Source organism: Janthinobacterium sp. HH104 (assembly GCF_001758715.1).
Lineage (GTDB): Bacteria > Pseudomonadota > Gammaproteobacteria > Burkholderiales > Burkholderiaceae_D > Janthinobacterium > Janthinobacterium aestuarii.
Genome location: NZ_LRIB01000023.1, coordinates 142,749 through 168,481, shown reverse-complemented (window position 1 = coordinate 168,481; position 25,733 = coordinate 142,749). Strand labels below are relative to the sequence as shown.

Below are 25,733 nucleotides of genomic sequence, written 5' to 3'. Positions count from 1 at the left end.
TTCTACGAGGCGACGCAGGCCGCGCCAGCCTTGGCATTGGCTTGCGGCTTGCCGAAGATCGCGATCGTCAAGGCGCAGCCGAGGGCGAACAGGCCACCGACCACCATCGCGCTCGATACGCCCAGCCGGTCGACGGCCATGCCTCCCAGCAACGCTCCCGACGCCAGCGATACTTGCACGATAGCGACAAACAACGCGCTGCTGCCTTCCATCAAATGCGGCGCCGCCTTGAACATCCACGTCTGCACGGCGATCGGCATGGCGCCGAAACCGAAGCCCCACACGGCCACCAGCAGCATGGCGGTGAGTGCATGGCTGCCGAACGCGGCCAGGGCCAGGGTGGACAAGCCCAGCACGGCGCCCGTCACCATCAGCGCGGCCCGTTCGTAGCGGCCGGCGGCCCAGCCGCCCACGAGGTTGCCGATGAAGCCGGAAGCGCCGTACACGAGCAGCATGGCGCTGACGGTGCCGGCCCCCAGGTGCGACACTTGCGTGAGGAAGGGCGCGATATACGTGTAGGCGGCGAACTGGCCCGTGAAGATCAGGGCCGTGGCGATCAGGCCCAGCCTGGCTTTGCGGATGCCGAAAATCATCGGCAACTGGCGCAAGCGGATGGCCTGTGTCGGCGGCAGCCTGGGCAGCAGCAGCAACTGTCCGATGAAGACCAGCACGGCAATGGCGCTGGCCGCGCCGAAAGCGACTCTCCATCCCACCAGTTCGCCCACCAGCGCGCCAGCCGGCACCCCCGCCACCGTACCCAGCGAGACGCCGGCGAAGATGATGGACATGGCGCGCGACGCATGCTGCGGCGACACGAGGCGCGGCCCGATGGCGCTGCCGATGGCCCAGAAGCCGCCCACGCCCACGCCCAGCATGGCGCGGCCCAGCAGTATCCACGCATACGACGGCGCCAGCGCCACCAGCAGGTTCGAGGCGATCAGCAGGGCGGTGAGGGCCAGCAGCACGATGCGGCGGTCAAGGCGGCCCGAGCCGACGGTGACGAAGATGGCGGCAAACGCGGCAACGATGCCGGGCGTGGTGATCATCAGCCCCGCCTGGCCCTTGCTGATGGCCAGTTCGGCGGCCATGGCCGGCAGCAGGCCGACGGGCAGGAATTCGGAAGTGACGAGGGCGAAAGCGCCGATGCCGACCGACAGGACGGCCAGCCACGGCGCCACGGTGGTATCGTCGCCAGTAGTGTTGGAGGGTGTGTGCATAGGGGTTCCTGAAAAGCCCGGAGGTTTTTAACCGGTCGGTATATAATATCTGGAAATGAACATCGTTGTCATAATTTTTTACCGATCGGTATGAAACAAGAGAAAACAGCTGAGACAGGCAAGGCGAAAACGGGACGGCCACGGACCTTTGACGCGGACGAGGCGCTCGATTGCGCCATGAAAGTGTTCTGGGAAAAGGGCTATGAAGGCAGTTCCCTGCCGGAATTGACGAAGGCCATGGGCATGAACCGGCCCAGCCTGTATGCCGTCTTCGGCAACAAGGAGCAGCTGTTCCACAAGGCGCTCGAGCGCTACAGCGACACGCGCATGCGGTTTTTCGATGCGGCGCTGGAACAGCCGACGGCGCGCCAGGTGGTGGAAGCGTTGCTGACGCAGTATGTCGACGCGCAAACCATGCCGGACGGCCCGCACGGCTGCATGGGCGTCAATGCGGCACTGGCCTGCAGCGACGATGCCCTGCCGATCCGCGATGAATTGTTCGCGCGCCGGCTGCGCGGTGAAATCAAATTGCGCGACCGCTTGCGGCGCGCCAAGGAAGAGGGGGATTTGTCGCCCGATTCCTGCCCGGAGCAGCAGGCGCGCTTTGTCGTGACCCTGTCGCAGGGCATGGCCATCCAGGCGGCGGCCGGCGTCTCGCGCGAGCAATTGCAGCAGATGGTGGGTTTGCTGCTGCGTAATTGGCCGATGTAACTATCCTGTCGGGGCGATGGTCTTGGCCAGGTCGCTGGGCGCCTTGCGCCGCCAGGCGGCCGTCAGGGCGGCGGCCAGCATGTCGAGCTCGGCGTCCGCCAGGCGCACCGTGATGCCGGCCAGGCGTTCGCCCCACCAGAGTTTCTCGCAGCCCGCTGGCGTGATGACGGTGGCGATATGCGCCGCTTCCGCATCGAGCAGCACATTAATGTGCTCGTCGTCGGGCAGGGTGGCGAAGATCTTCCCGCCCACGCGGAACGATGGACGGTCGTGGTGTTCTTCCTCGGTAGTGTCGGGAAACGACAGTGCCAGATAGCGTAGTTCTTCCAGGTCGACCATTCCTCTTTCCCCCTCATCGGACAGATAGCAGCGTGACTACATTTTGCCATGCTGTTTCGCCCCGTGGTGCAGCGGCATGCGAAAAGAAATGCGCAAGATGCGACACTGACGGACTGGTCTGTGGTGCCGCCGCGACACGCCGCGCACCGCGCACGGTCGTTGCGACAGAGTGGAAGATGGTGCTTTTCTGCCGCTGGACAGACGCTTGCCAGAAAAATATCTTTCATGGCTAAAAGAAAAATACTTTTCTTCCTGGAAATTTAAGCTAGAATAGCTCCAACGTCTTACCTGACCCGTCAATTGTCTGGCCTTGTCCCGGGAACCCGAACCCTTTCCAGGACGCTTGCAGTGCCGCCATGGCACGCCGCAAGTCCGCGCTGTTTTGTGGAAGCCACGTCCCCGACCGCTCATTCACGCAATCCCTAGCGCTACGCCGACACGCCTCAATGCAGCGTGTATTCAGCTCAAGCGCCCCTTGCTGCGCCCACTGAATACTTACTTACTGGATACCATCATGAAAAACCTGCCTAAAATCGCCCTGTCCCTGATCGTTGCCGGCGTGTTTGCCCACGCGAACGCCAGCACCATCACCGTCTCCACCGGCTATTCGGGCGCCGGCGCGCAAAGCTCGGCCGCCGACTACCAGTCCGTCGTGAATGCCGCCGTGGCCACGCCAGGCGCCGGCTATGGCTCGACGACGATCGCCAGCTACGACAACGTCAGCAACAGCGGCCTGTTCGGCAGCGGCTCGAACATCGCCTTCAAGTCGGTGATCAACTTTGGCGTCAGCGCGGCCGATGCGGGCGCCTGGAGCTTCCGCAGCGGCGTCGACTTCGGCAAGGGCGGCGCCCTGTTCCTCGATGGCGTGGCGCTGGACTTCAAGAGCAATGACATGTGGTGGGCAGGCAACTACAACAATGGCAGCCAGTTCTTCAGCGGTTCGAGCGCCTTGTCGGCCGGTAACCACACCCTGAGCATCTACGGCCTGGAAGGCTGCTGCGATGGCGGCCAGCAAGCGCAGTTCAAGGCGGGCAACAACAATTTCGTCAGCTTCGGCGCCAATGACGGCTTGATCTCGGCCGTTCCTGAGCCAAGCACCTATGCCATGCTGCTGATCGGCCTGGGCTTGCTGGGCTTTACGGCGCGCCGCAAGCAGGAAGCTAAGTTCTAAGCAGAATTTCCAAGCAATAATAAAAAGCCCGCCGGTCTGTCAGGACACGGCGGGCTTTTTGCATGTCGGCCTCTTAATCGCCGCTGTCTTCGTCTTCGTCGGCGCCCTTGGCCGCCTTGCCCCGTTCGGCATCGACGGCGCGCTGCAGGCCGGCCGCGTCGCGGAAGAAGGCGTCCGTCGTGTGATCCGGGCTCAGGCGCAAGGCCGGCGGGTAGATCACGGACATGTAGGTCTCGTCGGCCAGGCGGCCGCTGGCCTGCAGGTTGCTCAGCAGGATCAGGCTCGAGCCGAGGATGGCCAGCACGACGGCGACGAGGCCGAAGCGGCGTGGATGCTGCGGCTTGATCGTGCACAAATGGTAGTAGATCATGGCGCACACGATGATGATGAACATATGCCGTCCGTAGCGCGTCAGCGCTTCCAGCGACAGCGCGTACGCCGCCACGTTGCTGGCCAGCTCCCACACTTCCATGGCCAGCAGGCCGCAGCCGATGATGAACAGGTGGCGGCCGAAGCGCGCCACATGGCCGAACAATCGGTTTGCCACGGCCCAGATCGACGCCCATACGAGGCCGCCGGCCAGCGCATAGGCGACGATCATCAGGTAGGAAATCGGCTCGAAGGCGTCCGCATCGCTGAGCCAGTTGCTGAAGGCGGCCGAGGCGCCGATCATGGCCAGGCCGGCGACGGCGGGGCGCAAGCCTTCCCAGTCGTGCCGGGTCGTGTCGCCCAGTTCGGGCGCCACCGGATGATCGCTGGCCCGCACGCGCAGGCGCGTGTGGCCGAGGCGCACGATGCTGTTGCCACTCAAGGCCACTTGCGGTTGCCGCTGTCCCCGGTGGATCACGCCGTTCTGGCTGCCCAGGTCGCGCAGCAGCAGGCCGCCGTCGCCGTCGTCTTCCACAATGGCGTGCTCGGCCGCCGTATGCGGGTCGTCGAGGATGAAGTCGTTGCCGTAGCCGCGGCCGATGCGGATCGGCAGGGACTCGATCCGCTGGCGCCGCTGCACTTCGCCATTCTCGGCGAGGATTTCAAGGTAATAGGGCGGCTTCATGGCTTGCGGCTGCTGGTGGTGGTGGGCGCGCGCGACAGCGCTTCGAGGAAGGTGCGCGTGACGCGCATGCCGTTGGCGTAGGACACGCCGCGCGCGTCGATGCGGCTTTGCAGGCTCATCAGTGGCTCATCGGTGCTGGCGGCCAGCAGGGCAAAGTCGTACAGTCCCGTAAATTTGCGGTAGGCGCGCACGCACAGGACGGCGCGCAGGGGCAGCGTCTTGTTCTTGACGAACTGCTCGGTGCATTGCGGGCCCGTCAGATTCACGCTCTTGTAGCTGCCGAAACTTTCATTCTTGAACGAGGCGCTGGCCAACTCGGAAAAGCGCAGGGCGCCCAGTTCGCTGCTGCGCAAGAATTCGTGGCGCATCGACACTTGCCCCGTCTGCAGGGCGCCGGAAATGAAGATGGCCGATTCCATGGCGCAGCTGGTGTTGTCGAGCATGTAGGGCTTGTCGGACTTGACGTTGGAGCGGCCCCAGCAGCGCATCTGGTCGGACTCGCGCACGGGCACGCGGTATGGGCCCATGGCTTTCAGGCTCAAGGGCGTGTCGAGCAGGCGCGCCAGCATGACTTCCTGGTGCGCCAGCAGCTGCGCCGTCACCAGCGGCTTGAAGTCTTTCGGCGGCTTGCCTTGCTGCGCCACCTTGGCCAGCAATTGCTGGGCATAGCGGGCCGGCACGAGAAAACTGACGAGTTCGCCATCGAGGCGTTTCGACACGTTCACGCCGGCCACGTCGCCATTCGCCGTGACGCTGGGGCCGCCGCTCATGCCGGAATTGATCGGCCCCGTAAACATCAGCTGGTCGTAGAAACTGCGCGTGACGACGCCGTTGTACGAACCTTCCGAAATGGCGAAGCCCAGGTCCAGCGGATTGCCCATCGAATACAGGTACTGGCCCTGGGTCAGCGGTGCCAGCGGCTCCGGCATCTTGAAGAAGCCCGTGCCGTGGCGGTTGACGCGCAGCACGGCCAGGTCGTGCAGCACGTCGACGGCCAGCAATTCCACGTTACCGCGCTGGCCGCTCGTGTCGACCCATTCGCCCACATAGGTATCGGGGTCGAGCGCGAACTGGGACACCACGTGATAGTTGCTCACCACCAGGTCGCCCGTGCCGATCAAGAAGCCCGAGCCGACCGACGACTGCGTGCGGCCGTTTTTCAGCAGCACGCGCACTTGCAGGATGTCGGCACGCGCGGCCGTGTACAGTTTTTGCGCGGCCGACGAGGGTGGCGGCAGGGCCGCATGTTCGGTGGCGGCGGGCGCGGCGGTGGCCGGCGGTGGTTTGGCGGGAGGAGTCGAAGCGGCGGGCGCAGTGGCTGGCGCAGCGGCTGGCGCAGGCGCCGGGGCCGCGTGTGCGCCCGCTGCAGCGCACAGGCTGGCCAGCAGGAAGACGTAGTCAGATAATTTCATGCATCCTTTGTGCGTGAGCAGGAGCGCGGCGGGCGAGGGCCGGCATGCGCCGGCCCGGCAAGCCGGGGCAGCAATTACAGGGCGCCGTCTTCCAGCGCCGGGGCCGTTTCCGGCGTCATCATGTGACCCAGCTTGCTTTGCTTGGTATTCAGGTAGTGCTGGTTGAAGGCGTTGCGGTTGACCAGCAGCGGCACCCGTTCGGCCACCGTGATGCCCAGCGCTTCCATTGCCGCGATCTTGCGCGGGTTGTTCGTCATCAGACGCAGGCTGTGGATGCCGAATTGCGCGAACATGGGCTTGCACAAGGTGTAGTTGCGCGCGTCGGCCTTGAAGCCCAGCTGTTCATTCGCCTGCACCGTGTCGGCGCCCGCTTCCTGCAGGCGGTAGGCGCGGATCTTGTTGATCAGGCCGATGCCGCGCCCTTCCTGGCGCAGGTACAGCAAGATGCCGCGGCCTTCTTCGGCGATGCGTTTCAGGGCGCCCTCGAGCTGCGCGCCGCAGTCGCAGCGCTGCGAAAACAGCACGTCGCCCGTCAGGCACTCGGAATGCACGCGCGCCAGCACCGGTTCGCCGTTGCCGATATCGCCCAGCACCATGGCCAGGTGTTCCTTGCCCGTGGCATGTTCGACAAAGGCGTGCAAGGTGAACTGGGCCCACGGCGTCGGCAGTGCGCAGGAAGTCGTGTAATCCAATTCGCCTGTCGCCAGGATGTCTGCGCCGCTTTGCATGGTTGTGCTCATATAAGTAATTATCAAAAATAAAAGGCGCGCGACACCACTCCGGTGCCGGCGCGCCTTGCCATCATACCAAAAAGCAGGGAAACGTTTTCCCTGGCTGCCATTCGGTCGTTGCAATGTCTGGTGATAAGCCTTACTTAGGGGCACTTCCTCCTTTTACAAGGTGAATTGCTGGCTTTGCCTGGCGGTAGCCGCCGCCAGGCACGGGACATCAACTGCCGATGCGTCCGCCATCGTTCTTGGTGATCACGATGGTGGCCGAGCGGGGGCGCTTGCCGGCGCCATAGCCGGCGTTGGCAGGCCACTGGCTCGTGTATTTGGACGGATCGCCGATATTCGCCAGCGAGGTGTTTTCGCCCGGGTGCTGGATGTTGATGAACATGGTCTTGCCGTCAGGCGTTTCGCTGATGCCCGTGATTTCCGAGCCGACCGGTCCCACCAGGAAGCGCTTGAGCGTATCGGCCGTGGGTTTCTTGCCGATGAAGGTGTCGACCGCCAGGTTGCCGCCGGCCGCCGTCGCGTAGTTCAGGGTGGACTTGGCGCCATCGCCGACCTTGCCGGGAATGGCCGCCAGCATCATGCAGTTGGTCACATCCGTGTACGCGCCATCGTCCGTCTGGATCCAGCAGATGCCCGTGTACGGGCTGAAGGCCAGGCCGTCAGGGCTTGAGAAATCCTGGTCGGCCGTCAGGTTCGACAGGTTGATCTTGCTGGCATCGGCGCCGCTCTCGGCGCCGAACAGGTAGACGTCCCACGTAAAGCTGGTGGCCGCGGCCGCGCCCGTGCCTTCCTTGAAGCGGATGATGTGGCCGTTCGGATTGCCGTTCTGCGCGCTGCTGCCCTTCATGTCCGTGTAGGCGCGCGGGTTGGCGCTGTCCGGCGCCAGCTGCGACGAGCCGCTCGGATTGACGGTGCGGTTCGAGTTGTTGGTCAGTGTGTAGTAGATCTCGCCATTGGCCGGGTTGACCGAGCACCATTCCGGACGGTCCATCTTCGTTGCGCCCACGGCATCGGCCGCCAGGCGGGCGTTGACCAGCACGTCGGCCAGGTCGGCGAATTTGTAGGTGCTGTAAGCCTGGATCAGCGCGTTCGACATGGCCAGCTCGATCCACTGGCCCGTGCCGTCGGCGGCCAGCTTGGCCACGTACAGCTTGCCCGAATCGAGGTATTTGTCGCCGGTGGCGATACGGTCAGCCGGATTGGCATCGGCGGCGGCCCAGACGGCCGTCGTGACAAACTTGTAGATGTATTCGTTGCGCGAATCGTCGCCCATGTAGACGGCCAGCTGCTGGCCCACGGCCGGCACGCTGAAGGCGGCGCTTTCGTGCGCGTAGCGGCCCAGCGCCGTGCGCTTGCGGATGGCCTTGGTTTTGTCGTACGGATCCATTTCGACGATGTAGCCCATGCCGTTCAGCTCATTGCGGTAGTCGTCGCTGCCGTTGGTCGACGCGCCGATCTTGCTCAGATTCCAGCGCGCGTACTTGTCGTCGCTGCCGCCCGTTTCCCAGCCGTGACGCGAGGCGCCGCCCTGGCTGCGGCCATAGCGGTTCAGCGACACGACGGACTTGTCGCCGCGCGCCGCGTTGTCGGTGGCCGAGCGCGTGAAGTAGCCGGCCCAGTTTTCTTCGCCGGACAGGTAGCTGCCCCAAGGCGACTTGCCCGTGCCGCAATTGTTGATGGTGCCGCGCGTCTTGGTGCCGGTCGGCGAATATTTGGTGACGACGAGGGCGTTGCCGCGCACGGGGCCGGCGATCTCGATGTCCGTCAGCGGCGTGACGCGGCGGTTGAAGGCGGAATCGTTGACGGTGGCCCAGGCGCTGCCCGTCTTCTTGACTTCCACCACGCTCAGGCCGTGGACGGCCACTTCCTTGTCGACTTCGGCCGCAGGGCGCGGCAGCGAGGTGGTGCCGCCATTCACGTGCAGGAAGTGCGAGGACAGTTTTTCGTCCGTCGTCGCTTCGTGGTTCATCGCCAGCAAGCCCCGTTCGGCGCCGGATGCCAGCGGTGCGCCGGCGGCGGACAGGCCGTAGTATTCCATGCCGTCGTGGTGGTCGCCGGCGCGGTTGTCGAAATCGGTATCGCTGCCGTCATTCTTGTACGCTGGCGTGGCCGCGCGCAGCGAGTCGCCCAGCGCGTACAGGGCCGTGGCCGTGTAGCCGGCCGGTACCGACACGACGTCGGCCAGGCTTTTTGGCACGGCCGTGAAGGCCAGCAGTTTTTCAGGCGTTGGCGTCGGCGTCGGCGTGACGGCGACCGCATCGCTGCCGCCACCGCAAGCGGACAGGCCCATCGACCCCATGACGGCGGTAGCGGCCGTGACGGCACTGCCGCGCAGCCAGTTGCGGCGGCTCAGGCGGGCGTTCAGGATGCTGTTGAAATGGTTGTCGTGGGACGCGTTGCTGTCAATGTCGTTCAGATCGGTGGCGCTGATGGCCAGATCGTTGGGCTTGTTCATGGGCTGCGATGTCCTGTGGTTGCGTGATTTAAATGGCAACCGCATGATAGTTGGCGAATGTGACAGCGCCATGTCAGCTTGATGACAAAACGGTGACAGGCTGCCGGCAGGGCGGGCCGCGTCGATGACGGGCCCATCCGGTCAGGCAGCCTTGGCCTTACTTGGCCTGGCGAAAGCCGCGTTCCACCAGCAAGAGCATGCCGCCGAAGATGGACAGGTTCTTCAGGAAGTTCGTCAGCTGGTCCTGGAAGTGGGCCGCATCGGCGCTCCAGAAGGCGTGGAAGATCACGGTAGTGGGAATCAGGAACAGCGCCAGGGCCAGCGCCGCCCAGCGCGCCTGCCAGCCCGTGATCAAGAGCAAGCCGCCGCCCACTTCCAGCACGATCACGCCCACCAGCAAGATATTGGCGATCGGCAAGCCCTGGCTGGCCATGTAGCCGGCCACACCGGCAAAGCCGCCGATTTTCAGCAAGCCCGAGACAAAGAACAGCACGCCAAGGGCGGCACGGCCGAGGGGCAGCAATACGTTGGTTCTGTTTTCCATGATTTTCTCTTTCTTAATATATTTATCAATTATTTAGGCAGGTCGAAGAGCAGGAACTCCGCATCTTCCGGCTGAGTGATGATCACGCTGGCTTCCTGCGTCAGCTTCAGCGCATCGCCCGCTTTCAACGGCGTGCCGTTGACAACCAGGCTGCCGCGGATCAGGTGCACATAGGCGAGACGGCCTTCTTCCAGCGCATGTTCTGCCTGTTCGCCTTCCTGCAGGATGCTGGCGTAGATGGCCGCATTCTGGTGGATCAGCACGGAACCCTGGCGGCCGTCGGAGGAGGCGATCAGGCGCAGCTTGCCCCGTTTGCTTTCCGGCGTGAAGTGTTTCTCTTCATAGCTGGGCGGAATGCCCGTCACGTTCGGCTGGATCCAGATCTGCAGGAAGTGCAAGCCCTCCGTTGCCGAATGATTGAACTCGCTGTGGCGCACGCCGCTGCCGGCGCTCATGCGCTGCACATCGCCGTAGTGCAGGACGGAACCCGTGCCCATGCTGTCCTTGTGTTCCAGCGCGCCGTCGAGCACATACGAAATGATTTCCATGTCGCGGTGGCCGTGCGTGCCGAAACCCTGGCCAGGCGTGACCCGGTCTTCATTGATCACCAGCAAGGGGCCAAAGCCCATGTGCAGCGGATCATGGTAGCTGCCGAAGGAAAAGCTGTGGTGGGAATTGAGCCAGCCGTGGTTGGCTGCGCCGCGTTCTTCGCTATGACGAATCTGTAACATGGTGGACTCCGTTTCTATAAGTTAATGTGCGATAATTTCGAAGGACCGTTGCCTGGCGTTACGCCGTGGCTTCTTTTCTTCCCTTCGCTGTACGATGAACAAAGTATAGGCCCCCTAGCAGAGAAAGAAAAACGGAAAATCTTGCGACCTATGATCGAAAAAATCGAATGTTAAGACTGAGCCTGGAAGCCCTGCAAATCGTTGACGCCATCGACCGCCGCGGATCGTTCTCGTCGGCCGGCAAGGAGTTGCATAAAGTCCCGTCCACCATTTCCTATACGGTGGCCAAGCTGGAAGACGACCTGGGCGTGCAAGTGTTCCAGCGCAATGGCCCGAAAGTCATGCTGACGGCGGCTGGCCAGGAATTGCTGAAAGAGGGCCGTTATCTATTGAAGGCGGCGCAGGACCTCGAGCACCGCGTGCGCAGGGTGGCGTCCGGCTGGGAAACGGAATTGTCCATCGGCATCGATTCCATGTTTTCCGCCGTGGCCCTGGCCGACGACGTGCGCGCCTTTTACGACGTGGCGCAGCAGACGCGCCTGCGTCTGTCGCAAGACACCCTGTCGGGCACGTGGGAAGCGCTGCTGGACCGGCGCGCCGACTTGCTCGTGGGCGCGCCCGGCGACGGACCGGCGGGCGGCGGCTATATCGCGCAGCCGATCGGCACGCTCGACTTCGTCTTTACCGTGGCGCCCACGCATCCGCTGGCGCAGGTGCGGGAACCCCTGTCGCGCGGCCACCTGCAGCAGCACCGGGCCGTGGTGGTGGCCGATTCGGCGCGCCAGATGGCGCCGCGCACGGTGGGGCTGCTGCTGGGGCAAGATGCCTTGAGCGTGCCGAACATGCAGGTCAAGTTCGATTACCAGGTGCTGGGGCTGGGCTTTGGCTTCCTGCCGGGACCGTGCGCCCGCGCCGCCATCGCGCGCGGCTTGCTGGTGGAAAAGGCCGTGGAAGAGCCGAAACCGTCGGAAACGTTTTACCTGGCGTGGCGAGTGGGCGAGGATGGCGCGGCATTGCGCTGGTGGATGGCGCGCATGCGCGAACCGGATGTGTTTGCCCGCCTGGCGCAGCATCTGCCGGGCCATTCGGCGTAGGCCTTAAAATGTTGACATACGCCAACATTTTTAAGTTACCATATTCGCAGTATTGCAATCGTATTTCTTGCCCGACCTCCATGCCCCACAGTGGGATTTTGATGATTACACACACCGCAGCGCCCCTGATACCTTCCCCTGACTTGGCCCACAAGTGGGGTTGCCATGCTTGAGGCGAAGGTCGCGCTGTGCCTGCGCCTGGCCCAGGACGCCCGTGAACAGGCGGGGCCGCAGCAGGCCGCCACCCTGGCGCGGCTGGAGGAAGAGCTGGAGCGCCTGCGCGGCGCCAGCCGGCCCGTGGTGCGCGTGGCGCCCCCCGACGCCTTGCTGGAAATCGATCCCGACGGCTTTTTGATCGGCTGGAACCATGGCGCCGAACAGATGTTCGGCTATTCCGAAATCGAGGCGCTGGGCCAGCACATCCTGTTTTTGTATCCGGAAGACGACGCGGAAGCGAGCGTGCTGGAACTGCATTTCATGCAGGGCGACGTGGCCACCGATGTGCGCCGGCGCAAGAAGTCGGGCATGGTGACGTGGCTGCGCATGCACCGCCACGTGATCCACGACCAGGCGGGCAAGGCATGCGGCATGGCCGTGCGCCTGTCGGCCATGAGCGAGCCGCTGTCCGACGTGGACAAGGTCAGGTTGCACGCGCGCATCATCGAAGACAGCGAGCAAGCCGTGCTGATCACGGATGCGGAAGAGCGCATCGTCTCGATCAACAGTTCGTTCAGCCGCATCACCGGCTATTCGCCTGCCGAAGCCATCGGCCGCACGCCGGACTTGCTGCGCTCGGGCGTGCACGACCCCGATTTCCGCGCCAAGGTGCGCGCCGCCATGCGCGGGCACGGTTCCTGGCGCGGTGAAATCATCGGCAAGCGCAAGAATGGCGAACTGTTTCCGCAAGACGTCACCATCAGCGTCGTGCGCGATGAATTCGGCGAAATCAGCCACGTGTTTTCCCTGTTTTCCGATATCTCGGTGCACAAGGATGCCGAAGCGCGCATGCAGCGCATGGCCAACTACGACAGCCTGACGGGCTTGCCCAACCGCTGCCTGCTCAATCAATTGGTCGACCAGGGCCTGGCCGAAGCGAAACGCCAGGGCACGCATGGCGCGCTGATGGTCATCGACATCAGCCGCATCGGTTCCATCAGCGACACCCTGGGCCATGAAGTGGGCGACCAGCTGGTGATCGCCATCGGCCAGCTGTTCCGTGGCGCCCTGCGCGACGCGGACATCCTGGCGCGCGTCGACAACAGCAAGTTCGTCGTGGCCCTGCTGCATATCGAAAAGCGCGAACACGCGGCAAATGTGGCGCAAAAGCTGCTCAACCTGCTCGAGGCGCCGATCAATATCGATGCGCACGCGCTGCATGTGGGCGCCAGCATCGGCATCACCGTGTATCCGGAAGATGGCCTGGAAGCGCCGGCCCTGTTCCGCTTTGCCGACGTGGCCGTGTCCAAGGCGGGGCAGACGATCGAATCGACCTTCCTGTTTTACCGCGAAGACATGAACCGCAGGGCCAAGGAGCATTTGCGCCTGGAAAGCGAAATGCGGCTGGCGCTGGGTGACAAGGAGCTGGAATTGCATTACCAGCCGAAAGTGAGCCTGGCCAGCGGACGCATCGTGGGCGCGGAAGCCTTGCTGCGCTGGAAGCATCCGATGCGCGGCATGGTCTCACCGGGCGTCTTTATCCCCGTTGCCGAGGAAACCAGTTTGATTCTGGAGCTGGGCACCTGGGTGCTGGACGAGGCCTGCCGCCAGATCCGCAGCTGGGAAGACCGGGGCCTGCACATGCCGGCCATCGCCGTCAACCTGTCGGCGCGCCAGTTCGATGAGCAGTTGCCGGCACGCATAGCGGCCGTGCTCGAGCGCTACGGCGTGCGGCCCGACCAAATCATGCTGGAAATCACGGAAAGCCTGCTGATGCGCGGCGCCGACAAGGTCATCGACATCATGAACCAGCTGGTGGCCATGGGCCTGGCGCTGGCGCTGGACGACTTCGGCACTGGCTATTCCAGCCTCGCCTACCTGAAGAAATTCCCCATCAGTACCTTGAAGATCGACCGCTCGTTCGTCATCGGTTTGCCGTTCGAGGAAAACGATTGCGCCATCGCCCGCGCCATCGTCACCATGGCGCAGCAGCTGCGCCAGGAAATCGTTGCCGAAGGGGTGGAAACGGCCGAGCAGATGCGCTTCCTGCGCGAACTCGGCTGCGACCAGCTGCAAGGCTATCTGTTCAGCCCGGCCGTGCCGGCGGCCGAGTTCGAGCTGATGCTCGATGAAGGCCGGCAATTGCGCCTGGAAGCGGCAGTCTGAAGCCTTAGCGGTCAGACGCGCAGCAAGCCACGGAAACCCCGGCTCGCATAATACGAGTCGGCGCCATTGTGATAGACGAAGACCTGCTCATAGCGGCGGTCGCAAAACAGGGCGCCGCCCAGCGCACGGATGCTGTCCGGCGTCGCGATCCAGCTCGAGGTCTTGCGGTCGAACGGTTCCAGTTCCTGCAACTGGCGGTACTGCGTTTCCGTCAGCAGTGTGACTCCCATCGTTTGCGCCATGGCCATGGCGCTGCCGGCCGGCTTGTTGGCCTTGCGCGCGGCCAGGGCATCAGCATCGAAACACAGGCTGCGCCGGCCGAGCGGGCTTTCTGCCGAGCAATCGCAAAACGTGACGGCGCCCGTGCCGCCGGCGTGCCCGATGACGTCCGGTTCGCCGCCCGTGTCTTCCATTTGCTCCAAGACCGCCAGGCTGGCGGGAGCGGCGTCCAGCCGCGCCAGCACCTTGTCCCACGTCCATCCCGGATGGCGGTGCATGTGCTTGCTGAAGCGGTTTTGCAAGGTGTGGATCAAGTCATCGTGCATGGCGCGGCTCCCTGGAAGTTCAATGGTACGGCCGATTATAAGACGCGATGCGGACAGGTGGCGCTCACCCCAGCTGCACTTTTTCCAGCAGATAATCGAGCATCACGCGCACCCTGGCCGGCACTTGCAGGCCCGGTCCCACGAAGACGGCGTGCACGAGTTCCCTGTCGCCCGGATTGTAGTCCTGCAGCACGGGGATCAAATCGCCCCGCTCGATATCGCGCAGCACGTGCTGGCGTGAAAAGCGTCCCAGTCCCATGCCGGCCAGCACCAGCTGGCGCATGCTTTCGCCATCGCTGACGCAGGTATTGCCCTGCGGCGCCACTTGCATCGTTCCGCCCGCGCCATCGAGGAAGGGCCAGGTTTCGTTCTGGCAGCGGAAGTTGAACGCCAGCAGATTGTGCGTGGATAAATCCTGCGGCGTGCGCGGCAAGCCGTGCCGCGCCGCGTAGGCGGGCGAGGCCACGACGATCATCGCGTCTTCGCCCAGTTTGCGCGCCACCAGGTTCGATTCCTTCAGCTTGCCCGTGCGGATGGCGATGTCGGTGCGGTCTTCCAGCAAGTCGACGATGGCGTCGCTGACGACGACGTCGAGCACGATGTCGGGATAGCGCTGCGTGAACTCGGGCAGGATGGGCAGCAGATGGCGTACGCCGAACGGCACGAAACAGTTGATGCGCAAGCGCCCGCGCGGCGCCGCGCCTTGCGATGCTTCGCGCTCGGCGCCGTCGATATCGTCGAGGATGCGCTTGCACTGCACGAAGAAGGCGTCGCCCTCGGGCGTCGTGTGCAGCTGGCGCGTGCTGCGCTGGAGCAAACGGGCGCCGAGCCGCGCTTCCAGGCGGTTGACGAGCTTGCTCACGGCCGATGGCGTCAAGGCCAGGCGGCGCGCGGCGGCGGAAAAGGCGCCCGTTTCCACCACGGCGACGAAGACGGCCATCTCGAACGCGCGGTTGATGTCTTGCCTGGCCATTATTGAATCCATTTCACAGGTGTTTCCATTATCGGAGTCTATATCAAAAGCGGAATGCCCGATACACTGGCTGGCTTGAACTCAGCCGGAGAATGCCATGACCACCGCAAGCCCTGTTTCCCCTCAAACAAGCAAGATGCCGCCCGGCGTGCTGGCGCTGGCCGTCGGCGCCTTTGCCATCGGCGTGACCGAATTCATCGTCGTCGGCATCCTGCCAAGCATCGCGAAAGATTTGCGGATTTCCATCGAATCGGCCGGCTCGCTGGTGAGCCTGTATGCGCTGGCGCTGGCCATCGGCACGCCGCTGCTGGTGCTCTTGATGTCGCGCCTGCCGCGCAAGGCGGCCCTGCTGGGGCTGATGAGTGTGTTCCTGGCAGGTAACCTGCTGGCAGCGTTTTCCCACACGTTCGAACTGTTGCTGCTGGGGCGGGTCATCACTGCCGTGGCGCACGGCACCTACTTTGCCATCGGCGCCACCGTGGCCGCCAGCCTGGTGGACAAGGCGCAGGCGGGCAGGGCGATTTCCGTGATGTTCGCGGGATTGACCCTGGCCATGGTGATCGGCGTGCCGTTCGGCAGCTTCCTCGGCAATTTGATGGGCTGGCGTTTGCCCTTCTTTGCCGTGGTGGTCTTGGCCGCGCTGGGCCTGGCCGCCATGGCGCGCTGGCTGCCGGCCGGTTTAGTGCAAGGCAAGGGCGGCAAGGCCATGACGCAGCTGGCGGCCCTGGGCAGCGGTCCCATTATCACCATGATGGCCGTGACGACGTTCGGTTTCGGCAGCAGCTTTGCCGCGTTCACGTTTATCACGCCCATCCTGACGGACGTGACGGGTTTTTCCGCCACCATGGCCAGCGCCTTGCTGATTGTGTTCGGCATCGCCACTTTTGCCGGCAATCTGGCGGGCGGCTACCTGACCAGCCACCTGGGCTGGCCAAAGGCCTTGCGTGTGATGCTGCTGTTGCTGGCCGCCACGCAAGCGGGCGTGGCGCTCAGCATCAGCTCGCAGTGGATGATGACGGTGATGCTGTTCGTCTGGGGCGTGTTCGCCTTCGGCCTGTCGCCCGCCTTGCAGGCCGGCATGCTGGCCACGGCCGAGCGCTACACGCCGCACGCCGTCGATTTCGCCTCGGGCCTGAACATTTCCGCGTTTAATCTCGGCATTTCCTTCGGTTCCATGCTCGGTGCGCTGATGGTCTCGCGCCACATGATGGCGTCGTCGCCATGGGCCGGCGTGGCGGCGGCATTGCTCGCCTTGCTGCCGCTGGCCTGGCTGGCGCGCAGGAACGTGGCGAAATCAGGCGCGGTAGCGCAGCGCCTCCACGAAGGCTGAAAACGCGGGCGTGGCCTGGCGCCGGTTCGGGTAGTACAGGTGGTAGCCCTGGAAGGTGGGGCACCAGTCGGCGAGGATTTCGACCAGGCGGCCATCGGCCAGGTAGGGCGCCAGCAGGGGCTCGGGCACATACGCCAGGCCGATGCCGTCGAGCGCCGCATTGAGCACGTGCATGATGCTGTTGAACACCAGCTGGCCTTCGGCCTTGACGGCAAAGGCTTGCCCATCCTTTTCGAATTCCCAGGCGTAGATGGCGCCAGCGGGCCGGTGGCGGATATTCACGCAAGCGAATTCCGTCAGTGCATGCGGCGTCGCGGGCGCTCCATGGCGCGCGAAATACGCGGGCGACCCTACCACGGCCAGGCGCCAGTCGGGGCCGATGCGCACGGCGATCATGTCCTTGCTGATCGCTTCGCCCAGGCGGATGCCGGCGTCGAAGCGCTGCTCGACCACATTCGTAAAGCCGTAGTCGACCACCAGTTCCAGGCTGATGTCGGGATAGTCGCGCAGGAAGCCGGCCAGCATGGGGCGCAGCAGCAGTTCGATATGGTCGTCGGTGCAGGTGACGCGGATAGTGCCGCGCGGCTTGTCGCGCAGCGCGCCCAGCGCCTCGACCTCGGCGGCGATCTGCTCGAACAGGGGCGCGATGGCCAGCATGAGCTTTTCACCCGCGTCGGTGGGCGCCACGTTGCGCGTGGTGCGCGCCAGCAGGCGCACGCCCAGCCGTTCTTCCAGGGTGCGGATGGTGTGGCTGAGCGCGGACGCGGTGATGCCCAGCCTGGCGGCGGCCTTGGTAAAGCTGCGTTCCCGCGCCACGGCGAGGAAGGCTTGCAGATCGTTGACTTTGGCTTGGCTCATTACTGAATTTTTCTCATAACTACATCAAGATTGTACCCGCTAATCAAAAGAGCTTGCCTGCGTCAAGATGGTGCCCTGACTTTTAAAGGAGCATGGGCATGAAGACAACACGCATGAAAACGACAGCTGGCCGCCGCGAATTCGTCAAGGCAGCGGGCACGGGCATGGCGGCACTGGGCGTCCTATCCGTCCTGGGCGCACCCATTTTCGCCACCGCCGCGCCGGCCTTGCCGGCCATGCCCGATGGCGCCGACAATTTCTACAAAAGCGGCAAGGTGACGGTGCAGCCGGTGCGCTTCCGCAACCAGTACCAGATGACGGTTGCCGGCAATCTGTTCCTGCCGGCGCAGCTGGACCCCGCTCGCCGGCACGCCGCCATCATCGTTGGCCACCCGATGGGCGCCGTCAAGGAGCAAAGCGCGAACCTGTATGCGACCAAAATGGCCGAGCAGGGCTTCGTCGCCCTGTCGCTGGACCTGTCGTTCTGGGGCGAGAGCGAAGGGCAGCCGCGCAACGCCGTCTCGCCCGACATCTACGCCGAGGATTTCAGCGCGGCCGTCGATTTTCTCGGCGCACAAGCGGTTGTCGACAGCGAACGCATCGCCGCCATCGGCATTTGCGGCAGCGGCAGCTTTGTCATCAGCGCGGCCAAGATCGACCCGCGCATCAAGGCCGTCGCCACGGTGAGCATGTATGACATGGGCAGCGCCAGCCGCCATGGCTTGCGCCGCTCGCAAACGCTGGCGCAGCGCCAGGCTTATATCGGCGCGGCCGCGCGCCAGCGCCAGGTGGAGTTTGCCGGCGGCGCCACCGCCTACACGAGCGGCACCTTGCCCGAGCTGAGCGCCAACCCAAGTGCTATCGAACGCGAATTCCACGACTTCTACCGCACGCCGCGCGGCGCCTACATCCCTGCCGGCCAGCTGCCCGAGCGCGCCACCCGTCCCACCTTGAGCAGCAACGTCAAGTTCATGAATTTCTATCCCTTCATCGATATCGAGACGATCTCGCCCCGTCCGCTGCTGTTCATCACGGGCGACCAGGCGCACTCGAAGGAGTTCAGCGAGGATGCCTACCGGCGCGCCGCCGAGCCGAAGGAACTCCATTACGTTGCCGGCGCCGGCCACGTCGACCTGTATGACCGCGTGACCCTGATCCCTTGGGACAGGCTGACGTCGTTCTTTCAGCGCGCCCTGGCGGCATGAGCGCGGTCCGCAGCGAGGCGGCAGCGCCCGCGTTCTGGGGCGGCATCTTTGCCATGACCCTGTGCGTGTTCACCCTGATCGCTTCCGAATTCATGCCCGTCAGCCTGCTCACGCCCTTGGCGGCGGACTTGCGCGTCAGCGAAGGCCTGGCCGGCTATGGCATCGCCATCTCGGGCGCCTTCGCCGTGCTGGCCAGCCTGTCCATCGCTACCCTGGCGGCATCGATGAACCGCAAGACCTTGCTGCTGCTGTTGACGGGCCTGATGTGCGTGTCGGCGCTGGTGGTGGGGCTGGCCACCAGCTACGCGATGTACATGGCGGGGCGCGCGCTGATTGGCGTCGTGGTGGGCGGCTTCTGGTCGATGTCGGTCGCCGTGGCGATGCGCCTCGTGCCCAGCCACAGCGTGCCCAGGGCGCTGGCCATCTTCAACGGCGGCAATGCGCTGGCGACCGTGGTGGCCGCGCCGCTGGGCAGCTATCTGGGCGCCAGCATCGGCTGGCGCGGCGCCTTCCTGTGCCTGGCGCCGGTGGCGTTGCTGGCGCTGGCCTGGCAGTGGCGCAGCCTGCCATCGATGCCGGCGGCGCCGCGTTCGGCCCGTTCCGGCCAGGTCTTGCGCCTGCTCGAACGACGCCAGGTCGCCCTGGGCATGCTGGCCGTCGGCGCGTTCTTCATGGGGCAGTTCGTGCTGTTTACCTATGTGCGACCGTTCCTGGAAAACGTCACGCGCGTCGGCGTGCCCACCTTGTCGATGCTGCTGCTGGTGATCGGCGTGGCCGGCTTCATCGGCACGGCGCTGATCGGCGTCGTGCTGCAGCGTGGCCTGTACCGCACGCTCGTCGCCATCCCCTTGCTGATGGCGGCCATCGCGCTGGCCTTGCTGGCGTTCGGCGCCGAGCTGGCGCCCGTCTTCGTGCTGCTGGGGCTATGGGGCTTGCTGGCGACGGCCGCGCCCACGGGCTGGTGGTCGTGGCTGGCGCAGACCTTGCCCGCCGACGCCGAAGCCGGCGGCGGCCTGATGGTGGCCGTCGTCCAGCTGTGCATCGCCTTCGGTTCGACCGTCGGCGGCATCCTGCTCGATGGCCACGGTTTTCGCGCCACCTTCATGGCCAGCGCCGCGCTGCTCGTGCTGGCCGCGCTGCTGGCCTGGCGCACGGCCAGGCTGCACGAGGCATCGTCATGATCTATGCCAGCTTCACGACTTATATTCGGGCCTGAGCACCAGCTGGCGCAGCGCGTCTCTGGCGCTGCGCCATGTACGAACTGCCCATCGACGCGGCCATGATCATGGCAATCGCCAGCCATTGCCCGGCACCGAGGCGCTCGTCGAGCAGGATGTACGCGAGCATGGCGGCCACGGCCGGCTCCATGCTGCTCATGATGCCGAACGCTTGCGGCGTCAGCCGCTTCAGGGCCACCATTTCCAGCGAGATCGGTATCGCGCTGGAAATAAGGGCCACGCCCAGGCCTACGCCCAGCACGACGGGCGAGAGCAGGGCGGCGCCGCTGTGCATCACCCCGACGGGCACGACCACCAGCGCGGCCATGGCCAGGCCCAGCGAGACGGAATGGCCCGCATGCAGATGGCTGGCGCGCTTGCCGAAGACGATGTACGAGGCCCAGCAGACGGCAGCGCCCAGGGCGAACAGCACGCCCGTGGGATCGAGGTTGCTGACGTCGTGGCCGAGGGGCAGCAGCAGCGCCAGTCCCGCCACGGCCAGGGCCACCCAGACGAAGTCGAGCGGGCGGCGCGAGGCCAGCAGGGCCACGGCCAGCGGGCCGGAAAACTCGATCGCCACGGCGATGCCGAACGGAATGGTGCGCAAGGCCATGTAGAAGCACAGGTTGGTCAAGCCCAGCGCGGCGCCGTACAGGGCCACGGTGCGCAGGTCGGCACGGCTCAGCTGCCAGCGCCACGGGCGCCAGAACAGCAACAGCAGCAGCGCGGAAAAGCCCACGCGCACGGCCGTCGTGCCCTGCGCGCCCACGAGCGGGAACAGACTGTGCTTGGCCCATGAGGTGCCCAGTCCCAGGCAGGTGACGGAGCCGAGGATGGCCAGCAGGGGAATCAACGAGGAATAGCGGCGTAATGGCATGGTGATAAAAGGCTTGATATCGGAATAGCGAAAGTTTATTGTGTCTGCTCCGAGTTTTGCACTGCATTTTGACCTTCATGACGCAACTTTCGCTCACGCCATCCCTCACCCTCGATACATTCGACCTGGCCATCCTCGACATCTTGCAGCGCGATAACACGACATCGCAGCGTGAAATCGCCCAGGCCGTGCACTTGTCGGCACCGGCCGTGCAGCGGCGCATCCGCCGCCTGCGCGAGAGCGGCGTGATCCGCAATGAAGTGGCCGTGCTCGACGCGAGCCGCGTAGGCCGCCCCCTGATCCTGACGGTGGAAGTGCATTTGCACGACGAACATCCGCAGCGCACGGCCGGCATGCGCGCGCGCATCATGGCCGAGCCTGCCATCCAGCAGTGCTACGGGATCACGGGCGAGGCCGATTACCTGCTGATCATTACCGCCAGCAGCATGGCCGAATACGAGGCGCTGACGGAGCGCCTGTTCGGCGGCGACGACAATATCCGCCGCTACCGCACGTCGGTGGCACTGACTTGCCTGAAGATGGGCTTGCACGTGCCGCTGGGGTAGGCGGAAGATTTTCCCTGGCATAAGCGGGACAGGGACGAATGTAGGAGCATGAAAATTGGAAGAACAAGGAAAGTCGTATCTGGCCGATCCCGGCCTGCTTGCCGCCTGGCTGGCGGCACGTTCGATGGCGCGCGGCCTGGCGCTGCCCGTGCCCGATCACGGCGGGTGGCGCGTCGATACGGGCTTGCCGGGCGAAATCCGGCGCCACGTTTTTGCGGGACCTGTTCCAGGCATCAGCGCGCTGGCAGCGTCGATCCACGGTCCGCATATCTTCATCAAGATGTGTGGTGACGGGGAGCAATTGCTGGGGCTGTTACCGCCGCAGTGGCAACTTTGCCCCGGCGGCTATTTCATGACCCATGAAGGCAGTCTGCAGGCGCCGGATCTGCCTGCCGGCTACCGGTTGGAAATAACGACGTCACAGGCAATCACGACGGCGCGTATTCTGGCCGAAGATGGCGGTGTTGCCGCCAGCGGCCATGCCGTGGAATATGCCGGTGTCTTTGTCTTTGACCGCATCGTCACCGAGGCCGGCCACCGGCGCCGGGGTCTGGGGCGGGCGCTGATGGCCGCGCTGGCGGCCAGGCAACGATCGGCCAGCGCGCGCCGGGTGCTGGTGGCAACGGACGATGGGGCGAAATTGTATGCGAGCCTGGGCTGGCATATCGCATCCCCGTATTCGACGGCAACGATTGTTCAGGACGGCATACGGCATCCGCCATCGAGCCGCTAGGGCTGCGCGTCGCGTTCGCGGCAGCTCAATGAGGCGTAATGGCCTTGCGGCAGCCTGGCCTTGATGGCTGCCTCGCTCAATGCATGTTGCATATCGACCGGGTCGGTCAGGGTGCAGCGCTGGGCGCTGGCGAATGCTTGCAGCTTCTGCGTGTTGCCGCGTACTTTCACCGTCACGCCGGCCCCGGGACTGACGCAGCAGCCTATGTATTGCGTGATGTATTCTTCCTCGATGAGCACCAGTTCATGTCCCATGAAGCTGGCCGGTTTCTTCAGCAAATAATAGTCTGTGTAGTCGAAGCGCTGGTCGGGACGCTTGCCGATATAGCCTTCGCGCATGTAGGCGGCGATGGCCTTGCCCGAGGTGCCCACCCTGTCCGTCGTGCCCTTTTTCAGGTGCAGCGCGTGGAGCAGGCCGCTTTCAAGGCCGGGATCGGCGCCGTGGGCACTGGCGCAGCTGGCGGCCAGCAGAAGAGCGCCGAGCAGGCGCCGGCTACGGCGCCATTCAAGCATGGGATGGATGTCTTGCATATATTTGACGCGAAGGGGAGGAGAGGCGCAGTGTAGCCCACGCCAGGCTGCGTGCGTGGCACAATGCGTGATCCGCACGCCACGTGCCACTCATCCCAGGACTTTCATGACCCGCGCCATCCTTGACCAAGCCCAGATTCATTCCGCCGCCCGCCCCTTGATCGGCAGCAAGCACAAGGACATTGTGCGCGAAGTGCAGGCGGCCATCGCCGCGCATCAGGTCGTCGTCGTCGGCATGGCGCTCAATCCGTTTCCACGCAAGGCGCGCAAGATCCTCGACGTGCTGGGCACGCCCTACCAGTACCTGCAATACGGCAGCTATCTGAACCAGTGGCACCGCCGCAACGCCCTCAAGATGTGGACGGGCTGGCCGACGTTTCCCATGGTCTTTGTCAACGGCGTACTCATCGGCGGCGCCAGCGAGCTGCAAAAACTCGTGGAAAATGGCGAGTTCAGCGCCATGCTGGCAAAGAAAGTGCGCGAGTTCTAAGACCCGCCTGACTACTCTCCTTACTCGCCCGGCGGCCACGGCGACTTGCGCGTGCGCAGCGGGTCGAGCAAGCTCCTTAAGTCGTTGTGGTCGAGCTCGTACATCAGCGCGATTAAACTGCCCAGTTCGCCCGAGGGAAAGCCTTCGCGCGCGAACCAGCCCAGGTAGTGCCCCGGCAAGTCGGCCAGCAGCCGTCCCTGGTATTTCCCATATGGCATTTCGCGCGTGACCAGCAGCGCCAGTTTTTCTGAATTCATATTACTGCCCTCCCTTGCTTGCGGCGCAGTGTAGCAGACGGGCCGGGACGGCCGACACCCGTCAGTTTGTACACCACGCGCGTGATTTGGTTCCATCGTATTGGGGCTGGCTTTCGCGAAATCAAACTATCATGCATTTCACTACGCGCAAGCGCCGTTGCGCCACATACTGTGTCGTCAGTGCGCCGTGACGCTTACATGCACGGGCAGCAGGTGGGCATCCGTGGTCATGGCATGGAAAGGGGGCAAGAATGCGAACAGCTGTCGCACTGCGCCGCCAGCATTGGTGGCTGACACTCATTGCTGCTTGCCTGGTCTTGGCTGCGTGCCACCGTTCGGCCCCTGTGAATGGCGAGGATCCAGGCTGGGTAGAGCGGTCCGATACCAGGCATAAAATCGCGGTCGTGTTCGTGCATGGCATCTTTGGCAGCACGCGAGGTACGTGGACGGACGCGCATGGCGAGAGTTTCTTTCGCCTGCTCAAGAATGATGCCACGCTGGGACCGCAAGTCGATACTTATGCCTTCGGTTTCAGCTCCAACATCATGACTGGCGGCTCGCTTGATATCCGCGAGGCAGCCAACAAGCTGCAAAGCTATCTGCAGCCGTCCGGTGTGCTTGACTACCCGGCCATTGTGTTTGTCGGGCACAGCATGGGCGGGCTCGTCATCATGCGCTATCTGGCCAATAATCTGGACAAGGCCCCCGCATTGGCTGAAAAAGTGCCGCTGATCGTTTTGTTCAGTGCGCCGATGGAGGGAGCACAGGTGGCGCAACTGGCAGGGCTGGTGGCGAGCAATCCTGCGCTGTCGAACTTGCGGCCAGTCGACAGCAATGACATGCTCAAGCAGCTTAGCGACGATTGGGCCAGCCTTGCGGCCAAGCCGCGCGTCAGCTGCGCCTATGAAACGGCTGATGTGGGGGGCGTGCGCATCGTGCAGTGGGGAAGCGCGACGCGCGTGTGCGACGGGCGTCCGGTGGCGATCGATAATGCGGATCATATTTCGCTCGTCAAGCCCGATCGGGCTACGCATCCTGCCTACATGTTTCTGTCCGGGCAGTTGACCGAGCATGTGCTGCCGCTGCAGATGAGTGCCCAGCTGGAGCTGCCCGATTTTCAGCGTGACGAGAATAGTTATATTTTCACCTTGGGCGCGCCCGAGGAAAACGTCCGCCTGATGAATACGGGGCGTGTCCACATGAAGTACTGGATCGGGAAAAAGTCCAGCCGTTCCTTGCTGGTTTCGCCTGGCGCAAGTCCGCAGCTGATCAATGGCAACTCCACTGAGTTGCTGACCGTTACGCTGCGCGTCGATGCCGATGAAAACGCCTACGAATTCACCTTAAAAAGCGATTTACCCTCGGAGCAAACGGTACGCGTGCTGGTGCCTGACTTGTCCCGTCTGCGTACGGGCCACCAGCGCAATGCCATCAAGGTGACGACCGGCCTGGCCCAGTACCTGGGCGATCCTGCCAATGCTGAAAAAATCGCGGCATTACAGCATGATCCCGACCAGCTCAATGCGCAACTGGCGGCTGTCGCGCACGCCGCTCTTGGCGAGCCCATCAAGCGCTTGCCCAGCGCCGAGCAATGGCTGCTGACTGCAGACCTGCTGGCCGCCGCCAATCTGAGGAGCATTGCTTCCGCGGCGCTGGCGCAGAGCGCCGGCATCGATGCCTTTTATCTGCAGGCAGAAAAGGAACTGCGCGACAAACTGCTGGCACAAGGCCGCGCGGAGTTGCTGATACGTTCAGATGCCATGGATTGGTCGCATGCGCTTCCGCACGCTGGGCATCCCGATACGCCGATGCCTGCCGCCCAAGAGGACCAGGCGCCGTCGATGCCGGCCATTCCGGTGTGGCTCGACACGGTTGCTTACCGCGAGTCGTCGCTGCAACTGGTGCGCAACATGGAAAAAGTAGCTTCGTTGCGGCAGGATGCGGCCAGCCTGGAGGTGGCGACCTTGAAAATGTCGGCCGAGGCGGCGACAGCTAAACTCCAGCAAGTAGAACGGCAAGAAAATGCCACGCAGATGCAGATATTCCAGTCTCCTGCCGCCGAAGCAGAGCGTCAGCGGCGCAGCGAAATTGAACGGGAAACACGCAGCAGGGCACAAAGGATAGAAAGGCCGCAGCTGCGTTAAGGTCCGGGCAATATGCCTTTGTAATCAATATGCCTTTGTAATATTTCCGGTTGTTCAATTCCTTTTGCTCATGTCCAGTCGTTATCGTTTGCATACCGCTCGGCAGGTAGTCAGCGGCTGCTACTGAATCGATATCTTATAAATTGTTGATTTGAGCGCAATTATCTTCTGCCAAGCGAAGTATTTTTCGACACAAAGAAAACCCCGATACTGCATGCCAA

At 63.9% G+C, this 25,733-nt stretch carries 25 protein-coding genes; 11 read left to right on the top strand and 14 right to left on the bottom strand.

From position 1 onward, the window contains the following. Window positions 1-2: 2 nt before the first annotated feature. Complete coding sequence (locus JAB6_RS07945) at window positions 3-1,217, bottom strand: MFS transporter (RefSeq protein WP_070302174.1); 1,215 nt, start codon at window positions 1,215-1,217, stop codon at window positions 3-5. Between the two features lie 90 nt (window positions 1,218-1,307). On the opposite strand from JAB6_RS07945, the gene JAB6_RS07940 reads away from it, so the two are divergent. After that, a complete protein-coding gene (locus JAB6_RS07940) occupies window positions 1,308-1,928 on the top strand; it encodes a TetR/AcrR family transcriptional regulator (protein WP_070302173.1) in 621 nt (206 codons plus the stop codon). Here JAB6_RS07940 and JAB6_RS07935 read toward each other — a convergent pair whose 3' ends face one another. Beyond that, on the bottom strand, window positions 1,929-2,267 hold the full coding sequence (locus JAB6_RS07935) for an MmcQ/YjbR family DNA-binding protein (protein WP_070302171.1): 339 nt from the start codon (window positions 2,265-2,267) through the stop codon (window positions 1,929-1,931). A gap of 514 nt (window positions 2,268-2,781) precedes the next feature. Here JAB6_RS07935 and JAB6_RS07930 point away from each other — a divergent pair. Then, the gene (locus JAB6_RS07930; RefSeq protein ID WP_070302168.1) at window positions 2,782-3,438 is read left to right on the top strand and encodes a CCXG family PEP-CTERM protein; all 657 of its coding nucleotides are present in this window, start codon (window positions 2,782-2,784) and stop codon (window positions 3,436-3,438) included. A 73-nt stretch (window positions 3,439-3,511) separates the two neighbouring features. Here JAB6_RS07930 and JAB6_RS07925 read toward each other — a convergent pair whose 3' ends face one another. The 6 genes from JAB6_RS07925 to JAB6_RS07900 form a co-directional block, all read right to left on the bottom strand. Further along, entirely contained in the window at window positions 3,512-4,492 is a 981-nt protein-coding gene (locus JAB6_RS07925) for an FHA domain-containing protein (protein WP_070302166.1), read from the bottom strand. Then, window positions 4,489-5,904: a serine protease gene (locus JAB6_RS07920; RefSeq protein ID WP_070302164.1), complete on the bottom strand. Its 1,416-nt coding sequence runs from the start codon at window positions 5,902-5,904 to the stop codon at window positions 4,489-4,491. The genes JAB6_RS07925 and JAB6_RS07920 overlap by 4 nt, the downstream gene beginning before the upstream one ends. Window positions 5,905-5,978: 74 nt before the next feature. Further along, on the bottom strand, window positions 5,979-6,632 hold the full coding sequence (gene ribA, locus JAB6_RS07915) for a GTP cyclohydrolase II (RefSeq protein ID WP_034749940.1): 654 nt from the start codon (window positions 6,630-6,632) through the stop codon (window positions 5,979-5,981). Window positions 6,633-6,852: 220 nt separating this feature from the next. Beyond that, window positions 6,853-9,096, bottom strand: coding sequence for a PhoX family phosphatase (locus tag JAB6_RS07910; protein WP_070302163.1), 2,244 nt, complete (start codon window positions 9,094-9,096; stop codon window positions 6,853-6,855). 157 nt (window positions 9,097-9,253) lie between these two features. After that, window positions 9,254-9,640: a DoxX family protein gene (locus tag JAB6_RS07905; protein ID WP_070224091.1), complete on the bottom strand. Its 387-nt coding sequence runs from the start codon at window positions 9,638-9,640 to the stop codon at window positions 9,254-9,256. Window positions 9,641-9,669: 29 nt separating this feature from the next. After that, window positions 9,670-10,371, bottom strand: a complete 702-nt coding sequence (locus tag JAB6_RS07900) for a pirin family protein (RefSeq protein ID WP_034749933.1) — start codon at window positions 10,369-10,371, stop codon at window positions 9,670-9,672. Window positions 10,372-10,538: 167 nt separating this feature from the next. Here JAB6_RS07900 and JAB6_RS07895 point away from each other — a divergent pair, with 167 nt between their 5' ends. Further along, window positions 10,539-11,465 (top strand): LysR family transcriptional regulator, encoded by a 927-nt coding sequence (locus JAB6_RS07895; protein ID WP_070302161.1) that lies wholly within the window; start codon window positions 10,539-10,541, stop codon window positions 11,463-11,465. A 165-nt stretch (window positions 11,466-11,630) separates the two neighbouring features. Beyond that, on the top strand, window positions 11,631-13,787 hold the full coding sequence (locus JAB6_RS07890; protein ID WP_070302160.1) for a bifunctional diguanylate cyclase/phosphodiesterase: 2,157 nt from the start codon (window positions 11,631-11,633) through the stop codon (window positions 13,785-13,787). Window positions 13,788-13,798: 11 nt separating this feature from the next. On the opposite strand, the gene JAB6_RS07885 is transcribed toward JAB6_RS07890, so the two are convergent. Continuing rightward, window positions 13,799-14,332 (bottom strand): DUF4256 domain-containing protein, encoded by a 534-nt coding sequence (locus JAB6_RS07885; RefSeq protein ID WP_070302158.1) that lies wholly within the window; start codon window positions 14,330-14,332, stop codon window positions 13,799-13,801. Between the two features lie 64 nt (window positions 14,333-14,396). Then, window positions 14,397-15,305: a LysR family transcriptional regulator gene (locus tag JAB6_RS07880; RefSeq protein ID WP_070302157.1), complete on the bottom strand. Its 909-nt coding sequence runs from the start codon at window positions 15,303-15,305 to the stop codon at window positions 14,397-14,399. Between the two features lie 97 nt (window positions 15,306-15,402). Between JAB6_RS07880 and JAB6_RS07875 the strand changes: the two genes are divergently transcribed. After that, window positions 15,403-16,635: an MFS transporter gene (locus JAB6_RS07875; RefSeq protein WP_070302155.1), complete on the top strand. Its 1,233-nt coding sequence runs from the start codon at window positions 15,403-15,405 to the stop codon at window positions 16,633-16,635. Here the strand turns inward: JAB6_RS07875 and JAB6_RS07870 are convergent. Next, window positions 16,600-17,493, bottom strand: coding sequence for a LysR family transcriptional regulator (locus JAB6_RS07870; protein ID WP_070302153.1), 894 nt, complete (start codon window positions 17,491-17,493; stop codon window positions 16,600-16,602). The genes JAB6_RS07875 and JAB6_RS07870 overlap by 36 nt on opposite strands. A 98-nt stretch (window positions 17,494-17,591) precedes the next feature. On the opposite strand from JAB6_RS07870, the gene JAB6_RS07865 reads away from it, so the two are divergent. Together JAB6_RS07865 and JAB6_RS07860 are read left to right on the top strand one after the other, a co-directional pair. Next, the gene (locus JAB6_RS07865; protein WP_254671517.1) at window positions 17,592-18,698 is read left to right on the top strand and encodes an alpha/beta hydrolase; all 1,107 of its coding nucleotides are present in this window, start codon (window positions 17,592-17,594) and stop codon (window positions 18,696-18,698) included. Between the two features lie 53 nt (window positions 18,699-18,751). Then, a complete protein-coding gene (locus JAB6_RS07860; RefSeq protein WP_081368103.1) occupies window positions 18,752-19,879 on the top strand; it encodes an MFS transporter in 1,128 nt (375 codons plus the stop codon). 19 nt (window positions 19,880-19,898) lie between these two features. Here the strand turns inward: JAB6_RS07860 and JAB6_RS07855 are convergent, their stop codons facing one another. Beyond that, window positions 19,899-20,792, bottom strand: coding sequence for a DMT family transporter (locus tag JAB6_RS07855; protein ID WP_070302149.1), 894 nt, complete (start codon window positions 20,790-20,792; stop codon window positions 19,899-19,901). A gap of 77 nt (window positions 20,793-20,869) precedes the next feature. Between JAB6_RS07855 and JAB6_RS07850 the strand changes: the two genes are divergently transcribed. After that, a complete protein-coding gene (locus JAB6_RS07850) occupies window positions 20,870-21,358 on the top strand; it encodes an Lrp/AsnC family transcriptional regulator (protein WP_034750278.1) in 489 nt (162 codons plus the stop codon). Between the two features lie 55 nt (window positions 21,359-21,413). Continuing rightward, the gene (locus JAB6_RS07845; RefSeq protein ID WP_217494612.1) at window positions 21,414-22,091 is read left to right on the top strand and encodes a GNAT family N-acetyltransferase; all 678 of its coding nucleotides are present in this window, start codon (window positions 21,414-21,416) and stop codon (window positions 22,089-22,091) included. On the opposite strand, the gene JAB6_RS07840 is transcribed toward JAB6_RS07845, so the two are convergent. Beyond that, window positions 22,088-22,603 (bottom strand): hypothetical protein, encoded by a 516-nt coding sequence (locus JAB6_RS07840; protein ID WP_070302147.1) that lies wholly within the window; start codon window positions 22,601-22,603, stop codon window positions 22,088-22,090. The two genes, JAB6_RS07845 and JAB6_RS07840, sit on opposite strands and share 4 nt — an antisense overlap. 124 nt (window positions 22,604-22,727) lie before the next feature. On the opposite strand from JAB6_RS07840, the gene JAB6_RS07835 reads away from it, so the two are divergent. Beyond that, entirely contained in the window at window positions 22,728-23,111 is a 384-nt protein-coding gene (locus JAB6_RS07835) for a glutaredoxin domain-containing protein (RefSeq protein WP_034749913.1), read from the top strand. A 20-nt stretch (window positions 23,112-23,131) separates the two neighbouring features. On the opposite strand, the gene JAB6_RS07830 is transcribed toward JAB6_RS07835, so the two are convergent. Then, the gene (locus tag JAB6_RS07830; protein ID WP_070302145.1) at window positions 23,132-23,368 is read right to left on the bottom strand and encodes a DUF3820 family protein; all 237 of its coding nucleotides are present in this window, start codon (window positions 23,366-23,368) and stop codon (window positions 23,132-23,134) included. 251 nt (window positions 23,369-23,619) lie between these two features. On the opposite strand from JAB6_RS07830, the gene JAB6_RS07825 reads away from it, so the two are divergent. Continuing rightward, entirely contained in the window at window positions 23,620-25,512 is a 1,893-nt protein-coding gene (locus tag JAB6_RS07825; protein ID WP_083292601.1) for an alpha/beta fold hydrolase, read from the top strand. Window positions 25,513-25,733 lie beyond the last annotated feature (221 nt).